This window comes from Brachymonas sp. KE5 (assembly GCF_057773645.1).
In genome coordinates this window covers 2,486,082-2,504,529 of record NZ_CM173463.1, presented here as the reverse complement: position 1 = coordinate 2,504,529, position 18,448 = coordinate 2,486,082, and the positions used below count along the sequence as shown (strand labels likewise).

The window sequence follows — 18,448 nt, the reverse complement described above, 5'->3', positions numbered from 1 at the left end:
GTCCGGCGCGTGGCCCAACCCGGGGCCTTGCCCCAATGTGTGCCCGGGCAGTACCTGATACGGCTGTCCGCTAATAATCGAAAGGAAGCACCATGCGTCACGGACTGAAACTCCGCAAACTGAACCGTACATCGGCCCATCGCCAGGCGATGCTGCGCAACATGATGAACTCCCTCATCGCGCACGAAGCCATCAAGACCACCCTGCCCAAGGCCAAGGAACTGCGCAAGGTCATCGAGCCGATGATCACGCTGGCCAAGAAGGACACCGTGGCCAACAAGCGCCTGGCGTTCGACCGCCTGCGCGACCGCGACAGCGTCGTCAAGCTGTTCAACGACCTGGGTCCCCGTTTCGCCAACCGTCCGGGTGGCTACACGCGTATCCTGAAAATGGGCTTCCGCGTGGGTGACAACGCCCCCATGGCCTATGTCGAACTGGTGGATCGTCCCGAAGTGGAAGAAAATTCTTCCGAAGAGGCTTCCAAAGCCGAATAATCGGTGATACAATAAATGTCTTGCCGCGCGATGGAGCAGTCTGGTAGCTCGTTGGGCTCATAACCCAAAGGTCGGAGGTTCAAATCCTTCTCGCGCAACCAATACATACGAGGAGCCCGCAAACCGAAAGGTCTGCGGGTTTTTTGTTTGTGCGCGTGGTGATGGAGCGGGTATTGGCGGCAGGAGTCCGCCTGTCGGCGGGCGGGGGAGCGCGGGCTGCGCGCCACGCGCTCCCTGGCCTGCACACCCGTTACGCCAGCATGGAAATCACTTGCCAAACAGTTTCCGCATGAATATAGTGAGTGAACTATTACTTTGTGGGATGGGCTGCCCTTCATTGGCATGGAGCAGACATCCGAAAGGAGCGGGACATGGCACGGCAGACAGAAAGCAGGGGTTGGGGATTGCGCGTTCTGGCCCTGGTGGCTGTGGCGTTCGGCTTGCTGACGCTGAAGGAGGGCGGCGCGGTGCTGTTCGTGGATGGCGCAGGGCGGCAGGCGGCGGGGCAGTACGTGCCCTTTGTGCTCTGGTTCAACTTTCTGGCGGGCTTTGCCTATGTGCTTGCAGGCATCGGACTGTGGCTGCACCGGCCATGGGCGGCACGGCTGGCGGTGGCGATCGCGCTGGCTTCGGTGCTGGTGCTGATTGCTTTCCTGTTCCTGGTAATGGGCGGCGGAGCCCATGAAAAACGCACGCTGGTGGCTATGCCGCTGCGGGCGCTGATCTGGAGCGGCATCGGCTGGTGGTCGTGGCGGCAGCTGGTTTCCTCGCCGAGGGGCTGACGATGACGGAGCAGGATGACAGCTTGTCGGCTATTGCCGGGGCGGATGCGGCTGCTGAAGAGGCCCGCGCGCGCCGCGGTCGTTATCTGCCCAGCGAAGAACGGCGCAATCAGGCGATCGATGCCGTGATTGCGCTGGCGGGACAGGAGAATCCGGCCGAGATCAGTACGGGCGACGTGGCACGCCGCATGCAGCTGACGCAGGGCGCGCTGTTCCGCCACTTTCCCAGCAAGGATGCGCTGTGGGAGGCGGTGATGGAGCGCGTGAGCGGACTGCTGCTGGCGCGGATTGCGCGCTCTGCCATGCAGCAGGAAACGCCGCTGGCCAAGCTGCGCGCGATGTTCATGGCGCATGCCGATTTTGCCGGCGAGTATCCCGGCGTGCCGCGCATGCTGTTCGGCGAAATGCAGCGCGCGCAGGATACACCGGCCAAGCGCATCGCCAAGGCGCTGCTGGTGCGCTATGCGGGCCATCTGCAAGAGTTGCTGGAGCAGGGCAAGCGCGAGGGGGAGTTGCCGGCGACGCTGGATGCCGAGGCGGCGGCGCTGCTGTTCATCGGCACCTTGCAGGGTCTGGTGATGCAGTCGTTTCTGGTGGGGGATGTGCAGCGCATTGCGCGCTATGCCCCGCGCGTGTATGCGATTTATGAGCGGGGGTTGCAATGCAGTTGAAGTTGCCGGTGCGGGGACGCACGCTGGGTTTAGCACTGGTGGTGCTGGTGCTGGTTGCGGTGTTTGCCTGGGTCGGGCTGCGTTCCGGGCCGCTGGCGCCGGTGCCGGCCACGGTGGCCAGGGTGGAGTCGCGGGCGATCACGCCGGGGCTGTACGGCATCGGCACGGTGCAGGCGCGCTATACCTACAAGATCGGGCCGACGTATGCGGGCCGTCTCAAGCGCGTGGAGGTGCATGCGGGCGATGCGGTGCAGGCAGGACAGTTGCTGGGCGAGATGGATCCGGTGGATCTGGACCAGCGCATCCAGGCGCAGGAGGCGGCCTTGCGCCGCGCCGAGGCGGCGCAGCGTGAGGCGCAGGCGCGTCAGAGCTTTGCGCGCGGGCAGGCCAAGCGCTATCGCGATCTGTATATGGCCGAGGCGAGCAGCCGCGAACTGGCGGAGTCCAAGCAGCAGGAGTTGCAGGTGGCCGATGCGGCGGTCAGCAGCAGTGGCAGCGAGATTGCCCGTCTGCGGGCCGAGCGTGCCGCCTTGCAGGCGCAGCGCGGCAATCTGCGGCTGGTGGCGCCGGTGGCCGGGCTGGTGGCGGCGCGCAGTGCCGATCCGGGGACCACGGTGGTGGCCGGGCAGGCGGTGCTGGAGCTGATCGATCCGGCGAGCCTGTGGATCAATACCCGTTTTGACCAGGTGCATGCCGGCGGGCTGGCTGCGCAGTTGCCGGCGCGCATCGTGCTGCGTTCGCGCAGCGGGCAGCCGGTGCAGGGCGCGGTGCAGCTGGTGGAGCCGCTGGCCGACCAGGTGACGGAGGAGACGCTGGCCAAGATCGTGTTCAGCCAGCCGCTTGCGGTGCTGCCGCCGATTGGCGAGCTGGCCGAGGTGACGGTGCTGTTGCCGCAGCAACCGGCGCAGCCGGTGATTCCGAACGCAGCGGTGCGCAAGCTGAATGCGCAGACCGGCGTATGGGTGCCGGATGGCAGTGGCGTGCGCTTTGTGCCGGTGCGGCTGGGCGCTTCCGATCTGGATGGCCGGGTGCAGGTGCTGGAGGGCCTCAAAGCCGGTGACGAAGTGGTGGTGTACAGCGAGCGTGCGCTGAGCGAGCGCAGCCGCATCAAGCGTGTCGAACGCATTCCGGGAGTGAAGGCATGATCAGCCTGGCCGGGCGTGACATTCTGCACGCCTGGGGCAAGTTCCTGTTCACCGGCATCGGGCTGGGGCTGCTGATCGGCGTGACGCTGATCATGGCGGGTGTGTACCGCGGCATGGTGGACGATGGCAAGGTGCTGCTGGACAACAGCGGCGCCGATATCTGGGTGGTGCAGAAGGATACGCTGGGGCCGTATGCGGAGTCGTCCAGCATTCCGGATGATGCGTGGCGTGCGATTGCCACCATGCCCGGGGTGCGCACGGTGGCGAACGTGACCTACCTGACCACGCAGGTGCGGCACGAGGGCGGCGACGTGCGTGCCATGGTGGTGGGGATAGCGCCAGGATCGGTGGGCACGCCGGGCTGGCCGTCGTTCCTGATTGCGGGGCGGCAGATCACGCGCGGGCACTATGAGGCGGTGGCGGACCGGGCCTCGGGCTTCCGGCTCGGGCAGCGCATCCAGATCCGGCGCAACCACTACACGGTGGTGGGGCTGACGCGACGTATGGTGTCGTCCAGCGGCGATCCGATGGTGTTCATTCCGCTCAAGGATGCGCAGGAGGCGCAGTTCCTGAAGGACAACGATGCGATCCTGCAGAGCCGGCGCCGCACCGAGGCGAATCCGGCCTTCAACCGCCCGGGCGTGCCGGGGCTGCTGGAGGCGGTGCAGGGCTCGCAGAGCGCCAACAATTCGGTCAACGCGGTGCTGGTGACGCTGCAGCCGGGCGCGGATGCCGATGCCACGGCGCAGGCGGTGCGGCGCTGGAAGCGGCTCAATGCCTATACGCGGGCCGAGATGGAGGAGATCCTGATCGGCAAGCTGATTGCGACCTCGTCACGCCAGATCGGCATGTTCCTGGTGATCCTGGCGATCGTGAGCGCAGCCATCGTGGCCTTCATCATCTACACGCTGACCATGGACAAGATCCGCGAGATTGCGGTGCTGAAACTGATCGGCACGCGCAACCGCACGATTGCCATGATGATCATGCAGCAGGCGCTGGCGTTGGGGCTGATCGGCTTTGTAGTGGGGCGAATCAGCGCCACGTTTGCGGCACCGGCCTTTCCGAAGTACGTGCTGCTGATGCCGAAGGATACGCTGATCGGCTTCGTGGCGGTGATGGTGATTTGTGCGCTGGCGAGCCTGGTGTCGATCCGGCTGGCGCTGAAGATCGATCCGGCCGAGGCGATTGGAGGCTGACGATGGCAGGTTTCGGTATCCGCATCGAGGGCCTGCGCAAGCGCTACGGGCAGGGCGACACGGCGGTGGATGCGCTCAAGCGTGTGGACATGCAGGTGGCGCCGGGCGAGGTGGTGGGGCTGATCGGGCCTTCGGGCTCGGGCAAGAGCACGCTGCTCAAATGTCTGGGGGCCATCATCGACCCGACCGAGGGGCGCATGACGCTGGGTGACGAGGTGATCTACGACAACGGCTGGAAGGTGAAGGACTTGCGTGCGCTGCGGCGCGACAAGATCGGCTTCGTGTTTCAGGCGCCGTACCTGATTCCGTTTCTGGACGTGACGGACAACGTGGCGCTGCTGCCGATGCTGGCGGGGGTGGCCAATGGCGAGGCGCGCGAGCGGGCGCTGGAACTGCTGACGGCGCTGGATGTGCAGCACCGGGCCAAGGCCATGCCCTCGCAGCTTTCGGGCGGCGAGCAGCAGCGCGTGGCGATTGCGCGCGGGCTGGTGAACCGGCCGCCGGTGATCCTGGCGGACGAGCCGACGGCGCCGCTGGACAGCGAGCGGGCGCTGGCGGTGATCCGCATCCTGAACAGCATGGCCCAACAGTTCCAGACCGCCATCATCGTGGTGACGCATGACGAGAAGATCATCCCGACCTTCAAGCGGATCTACCACATCCGGGACGGGGTGACGCATGAGGAGGCGGGGGAAGGGCGCTCGCTGGAGTAGGCGCGAGCGAGGAGTCCATAATCGGGGCGCTGTTTCGCAGCCTGCTGGAAAATGCTCCGCATGACGACCATCCCTATCGCCGTGAACGCACAGGCCATGTCAGACACGGCGCTGGAACGCCTGCTGGAGGAGGTGCGCGCGTGCCGGGCGTGCGCGGATCATTTGCCGCATGAGCCGCGGCCGGTGCTGCAGGCGGGTGCGGATGCGCGCATCTTGATCGTGGGACAGGCACCGGGAGCCAAGGTACATACCAGCGGTATTCCCTGGAGTGATGCCAGTGGCAGACGCCTGAGGGAATGGATGGGCATCGACGAGGCGGTGTTCTACGATGCCGGGCAAGTGGCCATTATGCCGATGGGGTTCTGCTTTCCGGGCCGGGGAGCGAGTGGTGACCGGCCGCCGCAAAAGGCCTGTGCGCCGCTGTGGCACGAGCGGCTGCTGGCGTTGATGCCGCAGATCCGGCTGACCTTGCTGGTGGGCGGCTACGCGCAGCAGCATTTTCTTGAGCGCCATGGGCACACGTCCGTCACCGATACCCTGCGCAACTGGCAGGGGCTCGGGCCGGATATGCTGCCCTTGCCGCATCCCTCACCGCGCAATGTGGCGTGGTTCAAGGCCAATCCGTGGTTCGAGGGTGAGGTGCTGCCCGCGCTGCGCGAGCGGGTGCGCGCAGCGCTTGCTCAGGGCACCGAAACGGGCGGCAGCAGCCGGTCGTATTCGCGCCGCACTACCGCATAGCATTCGCAGCAACGTGCTTCCAGACCGGGGCGGTCCAGCACGGTGATGTGCCCGCGGCGCCGCCCGATCAGGCCGGCGCGCTGCAACTGGCCGGCGGCCTCGGTCACGCCTTCGCGGCGCACGCCGAGCAGCTGCGCGATGTTTTCGTGGGTGACGGGCAGCTCGTTGCTGTGCATGCGGTCCAGGTTGAGCAGCAGCCAGCGGCACAGGTGCTGCTCGATGCTGTGGTGGCGGTGGCAGACGGCGTTCTGCGCCATCTGCGTGATCAGCGCCTGCATGTAGCGCAGCAGCATGTGCATCACGGCGGGCTGGGTGGTGAACTCCTGCTCCAGAAAGTCGGCAGGCAGCCGCATGGCCTGGCCGGAGTACTGCACCACGGCGCGGCTGGGGGTGTTTTCGCCGCCGCGCAGGCGCGAGACACCCACCATGCCGGGGCGGCCGATGATGGCGATTTCGGTGGCGCGGCCATCCTGCAGCAGGTATTGCAGCGAGACGATGGCGGTGGTGGGAAACACCACGTGCGAGATCGGGTCGCCGCCGTCGTACAGCACGTCGCCGCGGTTCAGATCCACCACTTCCAGAAAGGGCTGCCAGCGTTCCCAGGCATCGGCAGGCAGGCCGGCGAGCAGCAGGTTGCCGCAGGCTTCTTCGCGGGTCGGGGCGCGGTCGCTGGTGGAGTTGCCGGGCAGAGAGGGGGAGCGCATGGAGGCAGCATGCCAGCAATTTCCCTGGCCTTGCCCCAGACGCGCGGGAAACCCGTGCGCGCGTGGTGGTATGGGCCCCGTGTTCTGTGCGCTACCGCACAGACGAAAGCCCTGGCGGCTGTCACGCTTACGGCTTGCAGGGAGAGCAGTTGTTGGCATGGCCGGACCGGGCATGCGGCCCTCCCTGCATCAAGGATGTTGTATGAGTACCGCTTATCTTCTGCTGTCGGCCTTCGTGATTTCGTTCGTGGCGCTGATGCTGTTCATCTGGTCGCAGCGATCGGGCCTGTTCGACCGCACCAGCCAGGGGGCCGAGGTGATTTTCGCGCCCGGCGAGATCGGCCGCGTGGACGATCCTGCAGCCACTCCCACCGAGCGTGCGGAACTGCAAGGCACGGTGAACGCGGCGCGTGATGCCGCTCCCTGCCCGCCGGATGCGCAGGAACTGGCCGATCGGGCCCAGGCCGATGCCTCCACCGCCCGGCTGGTGCTCGTGCTGTTCTGCTGCGCGGTGTTCTGGCTGCTGCTGGCCTCGACGGCGGGGCTGACAGCCTCGATCAAGCTGCATGAACCGGACTGGCTGACGCAGCAGGCCTGGCTGACTTTTGGCCGCATCCGCACCCTGCACCTGAACGGCGTGGCCTACGGATGGGCGCCGATGGCAGGGCTCGGCATTGCCATGTTCATCCTGCCGCGTGTGCTCAAGACGCCGCTGGTGGGGGCCAACTGGGCGCTGGTGGGCGTGGCGCTGTGGAACATCGCCGTGATGGCGGGGCTGACCAGCATTGCCATCGGCATCAACGATGGGCTGGAGTGGCTGGAAATTCCCTGGCAGATCGACATTGTGCTGCTGCTTGGTGGTGCGCTGATGGCCTTGCCGCTGCTGTTCACGCTGGTGCGCCGGCGGGTGAAGCACCTGTATGTGTCGGTCTGGTACATGGGTGCGGCGCTGTTCTGGCTGCCGGTGATGCTGGTGGTGGCGAAGTTTCCGGGCCTGCACAGCGGCGTGCAGCAGGCCACGACGAACTGGTGGTATGCGCACAATGTGCTGGGCTACTTCTTCACGCCGCTGGCGATTGCGGCGGTGTATTACTTCCTACCCAAGGTGATCGGGCGGCCGGTGCAGTCGTACAACCTGTCGCTGCTGGGCTTCTGGGGGCTGGCCTTCTTCTACGGGCAGGTAGGCGGGCACCACCTGATCGGCGGGCCGGTGCCGGCCTGGGTGGTGACGCTGTCCATCGTGCAGAGCATGATGATGATCATCCCTGTGGTGGCCTTTACCGTGAACCAGTGGCAGACCATGCATGGCCGCTGGGCCACCATGCGGCATTCGCCCACGCTGCGCTTCGTGGTGGCGGGAGCGGCCATGTACACGCTGAGCTCGCTGCAGGGTTCGTTCGGCGCGTTGCGTGAACTGAACGTGGTGACGCATTTCACGCACTACACCGTGGGCCATGCGCATCTGGGCATGTATGGCTTCGTGAGCTTTGTGTTCTTCGGCGCCATGTATTTCGTGATGCCGCGCATCATGGGCCGCGAATGGCCGTATGCGGGCTGGATCACGGCGCATTTCTGGCTGGTGTTTGCCGGCTTCATGGTCTATTTCTGGGCGCTGACCATTGGCGGCTGGCTGCAGGGCACGGCGATGCTGGATGCGGCGCGCAGCTTCATGGACTCGGTGGCGGTGACGCTGCCCTATCTGAAGGCGCGCAGCGTGGGTGGCAGCCTGATGCTGGCCGGGCATCTGGTGTTCATCGCCCATTTCGTGATGCTGGTGATGGGCTGGGGGCCGCAACGCGAAACGCCGACGCTGTTCCGTGCGGCCAAGGTGGAAGGGGTGTACGCATGAAAAGCGAAGCCAGGCTGATTTCGGGTGCCATGGTGATGCTGGCGTTCTCGGCGGCGGCGCTGGTGGTGCTGCCGTACCTGCAGGTGCACAAGGCGGTGCCCACGCCGGGGCTCAAGCCCTATGACGATGCGCAGTTGCGCGGGCGCGAGGTGTATATCGCCAACGGCTGCGTCTACTGCCATACGCAGCAGCCGCGGCCCAAGGGCTTTGCGCCTGACTTTGACCGGGGCTGGGGCCGTGCCACCGTGGCGGGCGACTATGCCTACGACAAGCCGCACCTGCTCGGCACCATGCGCACCGGGCCGGACCTGATGAACATCGGTGCGCGCCAGCCGAGCGAGCAGTGGCATCTGGGCCATCTGTACCAGCCGCGGGCCTATGTGCCGGGCAGCATCATGCCGTCCTATCCCTATCTGTTCGAGCTCAAGCCCAAGGCGCAGGAGGGCGATGTGGTGGTGCAGCTGCCGCCCGAGCACGCGCCCAAGGGCCAGGTGGTGGTGGCGTTGCCGGACGCGGTGGAGCTGGTCAGGTACCTGCAATCGCTGGACCGCACCGGTCCGGCCGTGGCGAGCCCGGCGGCTGCGCCGGCATCGCGCCCGTGAAGGAGGTGGAGATGCAGGCAACAGGCAACAATCAGGGCATGCAGTGCAATCTGCAGCAGCAGCGCGAATATGGCGAGCCGCACGAGGGCAATGGCGCAGTGCCGTGGTTCGTGAGTTCCATCGTGGCGGGTTTGCTGGTGTTTGGCGTGGTGTACATCGTGCGCGCTCCCATCAACAGCATGCCGCCGGCGCGGGGCGATGCCCGCGTGCTGGCCGAATTGCAGACGCCGCCCAAGGTGGCCGGTGCGGCGGTGGACGGGGCTGCGGTCTATACGGCGCGCTGTGCTTCCTGCCACCAGGCGACCGGTGCAGGCGTGCCGGGGGTGTTTCCGCCGCTGGCCGGATCGGAATGGGTGCAGGGCAAGGAGGCCACGCTGGCGTCCATCGTGCTGCATGGTGTGAACGGGCCGCTGACGGTGAAGGGTGTGACCTACAACGGTGCCATGCCGGCCTTTGGCGGCCAGCTGCAGGATGCCGAACTGGCGGCGGTGCTGACGCATATCCGCAGCCAGTGGGGCAATGCCGGCCCGCCCGTGAAAGGGGATGTGGTGGCAGAAATCCGCAAATCGAGCGCGGCCCGCAAGGAGCCCTTCAAGGGCGATGCGGAGCTGGCGCCGATGAAGTGACCGGGACGTGGACATGGACGCCCTACCCGCATCCGTGGCACGCAGCGCGCGCGGCCTGAGCGGGGCGCTGAGCGCTCTGCTGGCAGGGGGGCTGCTGGTCTGGCTGACGTGGTACACGCAGGGTTTCGAGGTGTGGACCTTCGAGGCGCGACGTCAGGTGGCAGCGCGCACTGGGGGCATGCAGGCGGCGGTGGTGCCGGTGCGGCTGGCGGCTGGGGCTGACGCTGGAGCTGACCATACCGGGGAGAGAGGGGTGCCCGCCATGGCGAATGGAGTGCTGCCCTGGGCGCACCCGGATGCGGGCGGAAAGGCCTACCTGGTCGATTTCATCTACACCCGCTGCCCGACGGTCTGCCTGGCGCTGGGTTCGGAGTTCCAGCAGGCGCAACGCACAATCGCGCAGGATCCGGCCTATGCCGGCGTGCGGCTGCTATCGGTGTCCTTCGATGTGAAGAACGATAGCCCGGCTGCGCTGGCCAGCTACGCGGGCAGCCTGCGTGCCGATCCGGACTGGTGGACCTTTGCCGTGCCCGGCAGCGTGGCTGGTGCCGAAGCGCTGCTGCGCTCGCTGGGTGTGGTGGTGATTCCGGATGGCATGGGCGGCTTCGTGCATAACGGTTCCATCCATCTGCTTGATGGCCAGGGACGGCTGCGCGGGCTGTATGGCTACGACGGCTGGTCGCAGGCGCTGGCCGATGCCCGCCGGCTGAGCGAGGAGGCAGCGCCATGAGCGCCAAGTACACCCCCTGGATTGACGGCATCGCGGCCCTGGTGGCGCGCACCCGCGCGGCGCCCCGCTTGTCCGTGCTGCTGGCCATGGCGCCGCTGCTGCTGTTCTGGCCGGATCTGCGCCACTTTGTGGAAAGCCGCATGGCGTTGCACATGCTGCTGGAGTTTCCCCTGCTGATGGCCTCGGGCTGGTGCCTGCGGCGCTGGTGGCAGCGCCGGCGCCCCATGCAGGGCGGAGCCGGCCGGTTGGAACAACTGCTGGATTGGCGCGGCTGGACGGGGGCTACCTTCGTCACCGTGGTGACGGTGGTGTGGATGGTGCCATCCATGCTGGATGCGGCCTTGCTGGCGCTGCCGGTGGCGGCGTTCAAGTACGTCAGCTGGTGGCTGGCCGGCTGGCTGCTGGCGTCGAGCTGGTACCGCATGGATGCCGAGGTGCTGCTGTTTTTTGCCGGCAACCTGGCGTGGATGACGGCGACGGCCGGCCTGCTGTATCTGGAGGCGCCGTCGCAGTTGTGTGTGAGCTATCTGCAGGATGACCAGCAGCACGCCGGCCTGGGCCTGGTGGTGCTGGCCGTGGCGGCGGGCGGGCTGGCGCTGCGGCAGATGATGCGCAGCGGGGAGGCGGTGCAGGGCGTGACTGGCCATTGAGCGTGGCCAGACCCCCCGTGCGGTCGCGCGAACACTCGGGCCACAGGAGCTCAGGCGCTCGACATCTTCATCAGCACCAGTCCCCCCACGATCAACGAGGCCGCCACCAGGCGCATGGCGGTAACCGGCTCACCCAGGAACAGGATGCCGACCACGAACGCCCCCACGGCACCGATGCCGGTCCAAACCGTGTAGGCCGTGCCCAGCGGCAAGGTCTTCATCGCCAGGCCCAGCAGCAGCACGCTGCCGACCATGGCGACCAGGGTGAGAACGGACGGCCACAGGCGCGTGAAGCCCTCCGATTGTTTCATGGCAACCGCCCACACGATTTCAAGCAGGCCGGCGAAAGCGAGCCAGATCCAGGCCATGGAATACTCCTTCATTCCGGGCCGTCCCGCATGGTTGCCCACAATGGCGTGGGGGAGGTCGTCCTCCATGAAAAAAATAATGCCACAGGCCCGGATGCCACCGGGCCTGGAGCAGGAAGCCTGTGCTGCAGGCCGTAATCAGACCGGTTCAGCCGCGCGCAGCCTGCAGCAGCGGCTCGATCTCCGCCGGCGTCAGCACCTTGCCGACCGAGACGACCTTGTCGTCGATGGCCAGGCCGGGCGTGGACATGACGCCGTGGGCGGCGATATCGGCATAGTCGGTGACCTTGACGATATCCGCCTGCAGGCCCAGGTTGGCGAGTGCAGCGGCCACATTGTCGCCCAGGGTGATGCAGCGCTTGCAACCGGATCCGAGTACCTTGATGATCATTGGGTGGTTTCCTTGCAACGGTGAGGCTCAGAGGAGCAGGTGGGAAAAGGCGTTGAACACGTAGCCGATCAGCATGATGCCGCCGGTCACGATCACGAAGAACAGGGCCAGCAGCGGCGGCTCGACCACCTTGCGCAGCATGATCAGCGAAGGCAGCGAGAGCGCGGTGACGGCCATCATGAAGGCCAGCACGGTGCCCAGGCCGACGCCCTTGCCGACCAGCGCTTCGGCGATCGGCAGCGTGCCGAAGATGTCGGCATACATGGGCACACCAATCAGCGTGGCGACGATCACCGACCACCACTTGTCCTGCCCCAACAGCGCCGTGACGAAACTTTGCGGAATCCAGTTGTGGATGAAGGCGCCGATGCCGACCCCGATCAGCACATAGAGCCAGACGCGGCCGACGATTTCCTGGACCTGTTCGCGGGCGAAGGCGAGGCGGTCCTTCAGGGTGAGTTGTTCCAGCGCCACCTCGCCCACGCGCTGCTGGAGCACGAATTCGGCCACGTAGCGCTCCATGCCGGCCCGGCCGATCAGCGTGCCTCCGATCACCGCCAGCACCAGCCCGACCACCACGTAGGCGATGGCGATCGGCCAGTTGAAGATGCTGGCCAGCAGGATCACCGAGGCCAGGTCGACCAGCGGCGAGGAAATGAGGAAGGAAAAGGTAACGGCGAGCGGCAGCCCGGCACCGGTGAAGCCGATAAATAGCGGGATCGACGAGCAGGAACAGAACGGCGTCACCGTGCCGAGCAGGGCCGCCATGGTGTTGGCGCGCACCCCCTGCATGTTGCCCAGGATGCTGCGCGTGCGTTCGGGCGGAAAGTAGCTCTGCACCCAGGAGATGCCGAAAATCAGCACCGACAGCAGGATGAAGATCTTGATGACGTCGTAGATGAAGAAATGCAGGCTGCCGCCGATGCGGCTGCCCATGCTCAGGCCGAAGCCGTCTTCCACCAGCAGGCGGACCAGATCATGCAGCCACTGCATGCGCAGCAATTGGTCATTGAGCCACTGGAAGATGTGCATGATCGGCTTCTCTTGTTGTTACGGTGCGCAGCGCACACGCATTTTCATCATAGCGAGTACGGGGTGATTGTGGGAGCCGGAAGCGCGCCCTGCCTCAGGCGCCCCGCTCGTACCACCCCTTGCTCGCATTCACCACCCGCACCACGAGCAGCATCACCGGCACCTCGATCAGCACGCCCACCACGGTGGCCAGCGCTGCGCCCGATTCGAAGCCGAACAGGCTGATGGCGGCCGCCACGGCCAGTTCGAAGAAGTTGGAGGCGCCGATCAGTGCCGACGGGCAGGCCACGTTGTGCTTCTCGCCGACGGCGCGGTTGAGCCAGTAGGCCAGCGCCGAGTTGAACAGCACCTGGATCAGGATCGGCACCGCCAGCAGCGCGATCACCAGCGGCTGCTTCAGGATCGCTTCGCCCTGGAAGGCGAACAGCAGCACCAGCGTGGCCAGCAACGCCGCCATGGACCAGGGCCCGATGCGCGCCATGGCGGCATCGAACGCCGCCTGGCCGCGGCGCAGCAGCGCCTTGCGCCAGAGCTGGGCGATGATCACCGGAATCACGATGTACAGCACCACCGAGGTTAGCAGCGTGTCCCACGGCACGTGGATGGAGGCGATGCCCAGCAGCAGGCCCACCAGTGGCGCAAACGCCAGCACCATGATGGTGTCGTTCAGCGCCACCTGCGACAGCGTGAACAGCGGATGGCCGTTGGTCAGCCGGCTCCAGACGAACACCATGGCGGTGCACGGTGCGGCGGCCAGCAGGATCAGGCCGGCGATGTAGCTGTCGATCTGGTCCGGCGGCAGCATGGGCGCAAACAGGTTGCGGATGAACAGCCAGCCCAGAAAGGCCATGCTGAAGGGCTTGACCAGCCAGTTCACGAACAGCGTCACGCCGATGCCCTTGACGTGCTGGCGCATTTCGCCCAGCGCGCCAAAGTCGACCTTGACCAGCATCGGGATGATCATCACCCAGATCAGCAGCCCGACCGGCAGGTTGACCCGGGCCACTTCCATGCGGCCGATGGCCTGGAACGGGCCGGGAAACAGCTGGCCCAGCGCAATGCCGGCGATGATGCACAGAAACACCCAGAGCGTCAGGTAGCGCTCGAACAGGTTCATGCTCTGCGCCGGAGGCGGCGGGCAGGCGGCAACGGTGGTAGGGGCGTTCATGCGCTGCGCTCCGTGGTGTCGATCGGCTCGCTGCCGATGCGGTCCATCTCGCGCTTGATGGCGAGCGCGTCCAGCGCTTCCAGCGGCAGGCTGGCGAACTGGCGGATGCGGTTGCTCAGGCCGTGCAGCACTTCGTTGTAGGCATAGCGCTGGTGCGCTTCATCCCCGCTGGCGGCGGCAGGATCGGGGAAGCCCCAGTGTGCGCTGACGGGCGTACCCGGCCAGAGCGGGCAGACTTCGCCGTGGGCACGGTCGCAGACCGTGATGATGAAATCCATGTGCGGCGCATCGGGTCGGGCGAATTCATCCCAATTCTTGCTGCGCAGGCCTTCGGTCGGCATGCCGACCGATTCCAGCAATTCCAGCGCCATCGGCTGGACAAAGCCGGTGGGGTGGCTGCCAGCGCTGTAAGCCTGGAACTTGCCCTGGCCGATGCGATTGAAAAGAGCTTCTGCCAGGATGCTGCGGGCGGAGTTGCCGGTGCACAGGACGAGGACGTTGAAGGGGCGGGAAGGGGCGTTCATGGAAAACTCCGGGGCAATGGGAGAGGCGTGTTGTCGACGCGTTTCAGCAGGCCGAGCCGGTGCGCTCCGTAGACAGGGGCGGCAGCAGTTCGGGCGCACAGCTGGATGCCTTGCGCATGCCGGCGCACTCTTCGGGATGGCCAGCACAGCACTCTTCGGTGAGGTAGCCGATCAGATCGAGCATGAGCGGGATGCTGGCGCGGTAGCGCTGGTAGCGGCCCTCCTGCTCCACGCTGAGCAGGCCGGCCTGCGTCAGCGTTTTGGCGTGGAAGGACAGGTTGGTGGGCGGCAGGCCGAGGGCCGCCGCCAGTTCGCCCGCAACCAAGCCCTGCGGGCCGGTGCGGACCAGCAGGCGGAAGATTTCCAGTCGCGGGCCGGAGGCCAGGGCGTCGAGCAGGGTGGCAGCTTGTTCGGTGTGCATGGTTTGACTATACAACAATTATTGAAATATCAAAATGAAGATTTCGTGACAGTCTGCCGAAGGGTTCGGAGAGGGATGGACAGTCGGACGCCATGTTCGCTTTTCCGTCTGGATCGCTGCTGGTTCTGGGCGGACGGGCGCTGACGATGTCGCGGCGGTGGCGGCACGGGCCGCATGTCATCGACTTGTGGCGGGAACGTGCTACATTGGGCCTAGAATGTCTGCATCAGACCGACAACCCGTGAGAGGAGAAAACCATGCTGTACAAGTTCAAATCCCAGGCAGCTGCCGACGTCATCATGATGCAACCCCATGGCGACAAGGTCCTCGCGGCGCTCGGCCGTGAGCCGTCCGAGCGCGGCGTGATCCAGGTCGCCGCCATGCAGGACGCCATCGACGCCCTGCAGCAGGCCATGAAGGCTTCGCACGAGAAGCAGCAGGCCCCCAAGGATGAAGACAGCAACGAGGATGATGACGAAAACTACGACGACATCCCCTTCCACGTGCGCGCGGAACCCTTCCTGAACCTGCTCAAGCTGAGCCTGGCCGAAGGCAAGGACGTGGTCTGGGGCGTGTAAGTTCGCTCATGCAGCGCTGCGGCCCATGATGCAGCGACGCAGCGCTGACTGAACGTGAACAGAGGCTTGCCAGTGATGGCAGGCCTTTGCTGTTTTTGTAGCACCGGCAACACGCCAGCCCGCAAGAACGACCCCGCCTAATCCTTTCGGCGGAGCAATCCCCCGCCATCCGCAGGGACTTCTCCGCCTGTGCGGTGGATGGAAGCAAAGGGCGCGGACGCCTATCGTGGAAGCTGTTCCATCCACGAGGTATCCACCATGGCTTCCCAAACCACCAAGCAGTACGCGGTGCTTACATCCAGCACGGTCGCGTTCACTGTCTGCTTCATGATCTGGATGATGTTCGCCGTGCTCGGCATTCCGATCAAGCAGAAGCTCGGTCTGAACGAGACCGAGTTCGGCATTCTGGCGGCAACGCCGGTGCTTTCGGGCTCGCTGATCCGCGTGCCGCTGGGCATCTGGACCGACCGTTTCGGCGGCCGCATCGTGCTGTTCCTGCTGATGCTGGCCTGCGTGGTGCCGATCTTCGTCATGCAGTACGCCACCGAATACTGGCACTTCCTGGTGATCGGCCTGTTCGTCGGCCTGGCCGGTGGTTCCTTCTCGGTCGGCACGCCTTACGTGGCGCGCTGGTTCCGCAAGGACCAGCAAGGCATGGCCATGGGCGTGTTCGGCGCCGGTAACGCCGGTTCCTCGCTGACCAAGCTGATCGCCCCCTCCATCATCGCCGCCTGGGGCTGGCAGATGGTGCCGACGGTGTATGCCGCCATCATGCTGGTCACGGCCATCCTGTTCTGGTTCTTCTCGTACAGCGATCCCAAGCACCTGGTGTCTTCCAAGGTCACGCTGGGCGAACAGCTGGCGCTGATGAAAGACCCCGCCGTGCTGCGCTACTGCCAGTACTACTCCGTGGTGTTCGGCGGCTATGTGGCGCTGGCGCTGTGGATGACCAAGTACTACGTCGGTGAATACGGCTTTGACCTGAAGCACGCCGCCTTCCTGGCTGCTGCCTTCTCCCTGCCCGGTGGCGTGCTGCGCGCCGTGGGCGGCTGGCTGAGCGACAAGTTCGGTGCCTACAAGGTGACCTGGGCCGTGATGTGGATCTGCTGGGTGGCCTTCTTCATCCTGTCCTATCCGCAGACCGATTTCGTGATCCAGACCACCAAGGGTCCGCAGACCTTCCACATCGGCCTGAGCGCCACCATGTTCACCGTGCTGCTGTTCGGCGTTGGTGTGGCCATGGCCGTGGGCAAGGCCTCCGTCTTCAAGTTCATCGCGGATGAATTCCCCACCAATATCGGCGCCGTCTCCGGCGTGGTGGGTCTGGCCGGTGGCCTGGGCGGTTTCCTGCTGCCCATCATGTTCGGCGCGCTGCTGGACATCACCGGCGTGCGCACCAGCGCCTTCATGCTGCTCTACGGCTGCGTGTGCGTGAGCCTGGTGTGGATGCACTTCTCCTTCAAGCCGCTGGCGCGCCAGCAGCAGGCACTGCCTGCCGCTGCCTGATTCCTTCCATCCCTTTCTTCACCTGATGGGCCGCCGCGTGCGGCCTGGGAGACAACACCATGAGTGCACATGTTCTGACCCGCTGGGAGCCGGAGAATTCCGCCTTCTGGCAACAGGAGGGCCGCGCCGTTGCGCGCCGCAACCTCTGGATCTCGATCCCCGCCTTGCTGCTCGCGTTTGCCATCTGGCAGGTGTGGAGCGTGGCGGTGGTCAATCTGCCGAACATCGGCTTCAAGTACACGCCCAACCAGCTGTTCTGGCTGGCCGCGGTGCCGGCGCTGTCGGGCGCGACGCTGCGCATTTTCTATTCCTTCATGGTGCCGATCTTTGGCGGCCGGCTCTGGACCACTCTGACCACGGCCAGCCTGCTGATTCCGGCCATCGGGCTGGGTCTGGCGGTGCAGAACCCCAACACCAGCTATGTGACCATGATGGTGCTGGCGCTGCTGTGCGGTTTCGGCGGCGGCAATTTCAGCTCCAGCATGGCCAACATCAGCTTCTTCTTCCCCAAGGCGGAGAAAGGCACGGCGCTGGGCCTGAATGCCGGCCTGGGCAATCTGGGGGTGTCGGTGGTGCAGTTCGTGGTGCCGCTGATCATCACCATGGGCGTGTTCGGCGCCATAGGCGGCGAATCGCAGATCTGGGTCAAGGGCGACCAGACCAAGCAGATCTGGCTGCAGAACGCCGGTTTCGTCTGGGTGCCGTTCATTATCGTGTCTTCGCTGGCCGCCTGGTTCGGCATGAATGACATCGCTTCGGCCAAGGCCTCCTTTGCCGACCAGGCCGTGATCTTCTCGCGCAAGCACAACTGGCTGATGTGCTGGCTGTATCTGGGTACCTTCGGCTCCTTCCTGGGCTTTGCCGCCGGCTTCCCGCTGCTGATCAAGAGCCAGTTTGCCGGCGTCAATCCCACACAGTACGCTTTTCTGGGTGCGCTGGTCGGCGGCCTTGCACGCCCCTTCGGCGGCTGGCTGAGCGACAAGATCGGCGGCGCGAAGGTTACGCAGTTCGTGTTTATCGGAATGATCGCCGGCGTGATGGGCGTGCTGGCCTTCCTGCCGCACGGCGGCCAGGGTGGCAACTTCTGGGGCTTCTTTGCCTGCTTCCTGGCGCTGTTCGCGCTGACCGGCATCGGCAACGGCTCCACCTTCATGCAGGTGCCGGCCATCTTCTCCCAACTGCACCAGCGTCTGGCCGCCGGCAAGGGCGCCGAAGCGCAGCAGCAGGCCGTGGCCAGCGCCAACAAGGAAGCTGCTGCCGTGCTGGGCTTCTCGGCCGCACTGGCTGCCTACGGTGGCTTCTTCATTCCCAAGAGCTATGGCACCTCGATCGAGCTGACCGGTGGCGTGGAAGCGGCGCTGTACGCCTTCATCGTGTTTTACGTGAGCTGCGTGCTGATCAACTGGTGGTACTACGCGCGCAAGAACGCCGAGGTGCCGTGCTGATCCCCCTCCCCCGAAAGGCGTAGGCGGCATCCGCCTTACGCCGCCCCCGCCAGCCCCCACTGGCGAATACCTCGAAACCCCCCGGATTTCTAGACTTGTATGCATGGACCAG

22 protein-coding genes and 1 tRNA gene are annotated in these 18,448 nt (G+C 65.6%); 16 read left to right on the top strand and 7 right to left on the bottom strand.

Translation table 11 applies throughout. The features are described from left to right. Positions 1-92 precede the first annotated feature (92 nt). From rplQ to ACX36O_RS11815, 8 genes are all read left to right on the top strand, one after another. A complete protein-coding gene (rplQ, locus tag ACX36O_RS11850; protein WP_213361811.1) occupies positions 93-494 on the top strand; it encodes a 50S ribosomal protein L17 in 402 nt (133 codons plus the stop codon). A 24-nt stretch (positions 495-518) separates the two neighbouring features. Beyond that, positions 519-595: transfer RNA gene (locus ACX36O_RS11845), tRNA-Met, on the top strand. Positions 596-796: 201 nt separating this feature from the next. Next, positions 797-1,276: a hypothetical protein gene (locus ACX36O_RS11840; protein ID WP_250131058.1), complete on the top strand. Its 480-nt coding sequence runs from the start codon at positions 797-799 to the stop codon at positions 1,274-1,276. Between the two features lie 23 nt (positions 1,277-1,299). After that, a complete protein-coding gene (locus ACX36O_RS11835; protein ID WP_488359833.1) occupies positions 1,300-1,947 on the top strand; it encodes a TetR/AcrR family transcriptional regulator in 648 nt (215 codons plus the stop codon). Then, positions 1,938-3,092, top strand: coding sequence for an efflux RND transporter periplasmic adaptor subunit (locus ACX36O_RS11830; protein WP_213361808.1), 1,155 nt, complete (start codon positions 1,938-1,940; stop codon positions 3,090-3,092). Before ACX36O_RS11835 ends, ACX36O_RS11830 begins: the two co-directional genes overlap by 10 nt. Continuing rightward, on the top strand, positions 3,089-4,291 hold the full coding sequence (locus ACX36O_RS11825) for an ABC transporter permease (protein WP_213361807.1): 1,203 nt from the start codon (positions 3,089-3,091) through the stop codon (positions 4,289-4,291). Before ACX36O_RS11830 ends, ACX36O_RS11825 begins: the two co-directional genes overlap by 4 nt. 2 nt (positions 4,292-4,293) lie before the next feature. Beyond that, positions 4,294-5,004: an ABC transporter ATP-binding protein gene (locus tag ACX36O_RS11820; RefSeq protein ID WP_213361805.1), complete on the top strand. Its 711-nt coding sequence runs from the start codon at positions 4,294-4,296 to the stop codon at positions 5,002-5,004. Between the two features lie 60 nt (positions 5,005-5,064). Next, positions 5,065-5,742 (top strand): uracil-DNA glycosylase family protein, encoded by a 678-nt coding sequence (locus tag ACX36O_RS11815; protein ID WP_250131057.1) that lies wholly within the window; start codon positions 5,065-5,067, stop codon positions 5,740-5,742. Here the strand turns inward: ACX36O_RS11815 and ACX36O_RS11810 are convergent. Then, entirely contained in the window at positions 5,685-6,446 is a 762-nt protein-coding gene (locus ACX36O_RS11810; protein WP_213361804.1) for a Crp/Fnr family transcriptional regulator, read from the bottom strand. The genes ACX36O_RS11815 and ACX36O_RS11810 overlap by 58 nt on opposite strands. Before the next feature lie 202 nt (positions 6,447-6,648). Between ACX36O_RS11810 and ACX36O_RS11805 the strand changes: the two genes are divergently transcribed. The 5 genes from ACX36O_RS11805 to ACX36O_RS11785 are packed head-to-tail and all read left to right on the top strand — an operon-like array spanning position 6,649 to position 10,903. Then, positions 6,649-8,295 carry a cbb3-type cytochrome c oxidase subunit I gene (locus tag ACX36O_RS11805; RefSeq protein WP_213361803.1) on the top strand — a complete coding sequence of 549 codons (1,647 nt, stop codon included), beginning with the start codon at positions 6,649-6,651 and terminating at the stop codon, positions 8,293-8,295. Then, on the top strand, positions 8,292-8,897 hold the full coding sequence (locus ACX36O_RS11800; RefSeq protein ID WP_488359832.1) for a cbb3-type cytochrome c oxidase subunit II: 606 nt from the start codon (positions 8,292-8,294) through the stop codon (positions 8,895-8,897). The genes ACX36O_RS11805 and ACX36O_RS11800 overlap by 4 nt, the downstream gene beginning before the upstream one ends. Positions 8,898-8,908: 11 nt before the next feature. Continuing rightward, on the top strand, positions 8,909-9,523 hold the full coding sequence (locus tag ACX36O_RS11795) for a c-type cytochrome (protein WP_250131056.1): 615 nt from the start codon (positions 8,909-8,911) through the stop codon (positions 9,521-9,523). A gap of 13 nt (positions 9,524-9,536) precedes the next feature. Beyond that, entirely contained in the window at positions 9,537-10,253 is a 717-nt protein-coding gene (locus ACX36O_RS11790) for an SCO family protein (protein ID WP_213361798.1), read from the top strand. Further along, positions 10,250-10,903, top strand: a complete 654-nt coding sequence (locus tag ACX36O_RS11785; protein WP_488359831.1) for a hypothetical protein — start codon at positions 10,250-10,252, stop codon at positions 10,901-10,903. The genes ACX36O_RS11790 and ACX36O_RS11785 overlap by 4 nt, the downstream gene beginning before the upstream one ends. A gap of 50 nt (positions 10,904-10,953) precedes the next feature. Here ACX36O_RS11785 and ACX36O_RS11780 read toward each other — a convergent pair whose 3' ends face one another. The 6 genes from ACX36O_RS11780 to ACX36O_RS11755 all read right to left on the bottom strand — a co-directional run bounded on the left by ACX36O_RS11780 (position 10,954) and on the right by ACX36O_RS11755 (position 14,807). Next, the gene (locus ACX36O_RS11780; protein WP_213361794.1) at positions 10,954-11,271 is read right to left on the bottom strand and encodes a DMT family transporter; all 318 of its coding nucleotides are present in this window, start codon (positions 11,269-11,271) and stop codon (positions 10,954-10,956) included. A 148-nt stretch (positions 11,272-11,419) separates the two neighbouring features. Beyond that, complete coding sequence (locus ACX36O_RS11775) at positions 11,420-11,662, bottom strand: thioredoxin family protein (protein WP_213361792.1); 243 nt, start codon at positions 11,660-11,662, stop codon at positions 11,420-11,422. Between the two features lie 27 nt (positions 11,663-11,689). Then, positions 11,690-12,694, bottom strand: coding sequence for a permease (locus tag ACX36O_RS11770; protein ID WP_488359830.1), 1,005 nt, complete (start codon positions 12,692-12,694; stop codon positions 11,690-11,692). A gap of 94 nt (positions 12,695-12,788) precedes the next feature. Further along, positions 12,789-13,862 carry an ACR3 family arsenite efflux transporter gene (arsB, locus tag ACX36O_RS11765; protein ID WP_371686759.1) on the bottom strand — a complete coding sequence of 358 codons (1,074 nt, stop codon included), beginning with the start codon at positions 13,860-13,862 and terminating at the stop codon, positions 12,789-12,791. Then, a complete protein-coding gene (locus ACX36O_RS11760; protein ID WP_488359829.1) occupies positions 13,859-14,386 on the bottom strand; it encodes an arsenate reductase ArsC in 528 nt (175 codons plus the stop codon). Before ACX36O_RS11760 ends, arsB begins: the two co-directional genes overlap by 4 nt. Positions 14,387-14,429: 43 nt before the next feature. After that, the gene (locus ACX36O_RS11755; RefSeq protein WP_213361786.1) at positions 14,430-14,807 is read right to left on the bottom strand and encodes an ArsR/SmtB family transcription factor; all 378 of its coding nucleotides are present in this window, start codon (positions 14,805-14,807) and stop codon (positions 14,430-14,432) included. A 257-nt stretch (positions 14,808-15,064) separates the two neighbouring features. Here ACX36O_RS11755 and ACX36O_RS11750 point away from each other — a divergent pair, with 257 nt between their 5' ends. The 3 genes from ACX36O_RS11750 (at position 15,065) to ACX36O_RS11740 (ending at position 18,336) form a co-directional block, all read left to right on the top strand. Continuing rightward, on the top strand, positions 15,065-15,385 hold the full coding sequence (locus ACX36O_RS11750) for a DUF1840 domain-containing protein (protein WP_213361784.1): 321 nt from the start codon (positions 15,065-15,067) through the stop codon (positions 15,383-15,385). Positions 15,386-15,643: 258 nt separating this feature from the next. Next, on the top strand, positions 15,644-16,891 hold the full coding sequence (locus ACX36O_RS11745; RefSeq protein WP_213361782.1) for an MFS transporter: 1,248 nt from the start codon (positions 15,644-15,646) through the stop codon (positions 16,889-16,891). A gap of 59 nt (positions 16,892-16,950) precedes the next feature. After that, positions 16,951-18,336, top strand: a complete 1,386-nt coding sequence (locus tag ACX36O_RS11740; RefSeq protein WP_488359828.1) for a NarK family nitrate/nitrite MFS transporter — start codon at positions 16,951-16,953, stop codon at positions 18,334-18,336. Positions 18,337-18,448 lie beyond the last annotated feature (112 nt).

Excerpts from the sequence above, each read along its gene's own strand:
- ACX36O_RS11745 (WP_213361782.1), top strand. The coding sequence starts at position 15,644 with ATGGCTTCCCAAACCACCAAGCAGTACGCGGTGCTTACATCCAGCACG.
- ACX36O_RS11740 (WP_488359828.1), top strand. The coding sequence starts at position 16,951 with ATGAGTGCACATGTTCTGACCCGCTGGGAGCCGGAGAATTCCGCCTTC.
- ACX36O_RS11750 (WP_213361784.1), top strand. The coding sequence starts at position 15,065 with ATGCTGTACAAGTTCAAATCCCAGGCAGCTGCCGACGTCATCATGATG.
- rplQ (WP_213361811.1), top strand. The coding sequence starts at position 93 with ATGCGTCACGGACTGAAACTCCGCAAACTGAACCGTACATCGGCCCAT.
- ACX36O_RS11770 (WP_488359830.1), bottom strand. The coding sequence starts at position 12,694 with ATGCACATCTTCCAGTGGCTCAATGACCAATTGCTGCGCATGCAGTGG.
- arsB (WP_371686759.1), bottom strand. The coding sequence starts at position 13,862 with ATGAACGCCCCTACCACCGTTGCCGCCTGCCCGCCGCCTCCGGCGCAG.
- ACX36O_RS11760 (WP_488359829.1), bottom strand. The coding sequence starts at position 14,386 with ATGAACGCCCCTTCCCGCCCCTTCAACGTCCTCGTCCTGTGCACCGGC.
- ACX36O_RS11820 (WP_213361805.1), top strand. The coding sequence starts at position 4,294 with ATGGCAGGTTTCGGTATCCGCATCGAGGGCCTGCGCAAGCGCTACGGG.
- ACX36O_RS11830 (WP_213361808.1), top strand. The coding sequence starts at position 1,938 with ATGCAGTTGAAGTTGCCGGTGCGGGGACGCACGCTGGGTTTAGCACTG.
- ACX36O_RS11775 (WP_213361792.1), bottom strand. The coding sequence starts at position 11,662 with ATGATCATCAAGGTACTCGGATCCGGTTGCAAGCGCTGCATCACCCTG.
- ACX36O_RS11805 (WP_213361803.1), top strand. The coding sequence starts at position 6,649 with ATGAGTACCGCTTATCTTCTGCTGTCGGCCTTCGTGATTTCGTTCGTG.
- ACX36O_RS11810 (WP_213361804.1), bottom strand. The coding sequence starts at position 6,446 with ATGCGCTCCCCCTCTCTGCCCGGCAACTCCACCAGCGACCGCGCCCCG.
- ACX36O_RS11800 (WP_488359832.1), top strand. The coding sequence starts at position 8,292 with ATGAAAAGCGAAGCCAGGCTGATTTCGGGTGCCATGGTGATGCTGGCG.
- ACX36O_RS11795 (WP_250131056.1), top strand. The coding sequence starts at position 8,909 with ATGCAGGCAACAGGCAACAATCAGGGCATGCAGTGCAATCTGCAGCAG.
- ACX36O_RS11755 (WP_213361786.1), bottom strand. The coding sequence starts at position 14,807 with ATGCACACCGAACAAGCTGCCACCCTGCTCGACGCCCTGGCCTCCGGC.
- ACX36O_RS11780 (WP_213361794.1), bottom strand. The coding sequence starts at position 11,271 with ATGGCCTGGATCTGGCTCGCTTTCGCCGGCCTGCTTGAAATCGTGTGG.
- ACX36O_RS11815 (WP_250131057.1), top strand. The coding sequence starts at position 5,065 with ATGACGACCATCCCTATCGCCGTGAACGCACAGGCCATGTCAGACACG.
- ACX36O_RS11825 (WP_213361807.1), top strand. The coding sequence starts at position 3,089 with ATGATCAGCCTGGCCGGGCGTGACATTCTGCACGCCTGGGGCAAGTTC.
- ACX36O_RS11790 (WP_213361798.1), top strand. The coding sequence starts at position 9,537 with ATGGACGCCCTACCCGCATCCGTGGCACGCAGCGCGCGCGGCCTGAGC.
- ACX36O_RS11785 (WP_488359831.1), top strand. The coding sequence starts at position 10,250 with ATGAGCGCCAAGTACACCCCCTGGATTGACGGCATCGCGGCCCTGGTG.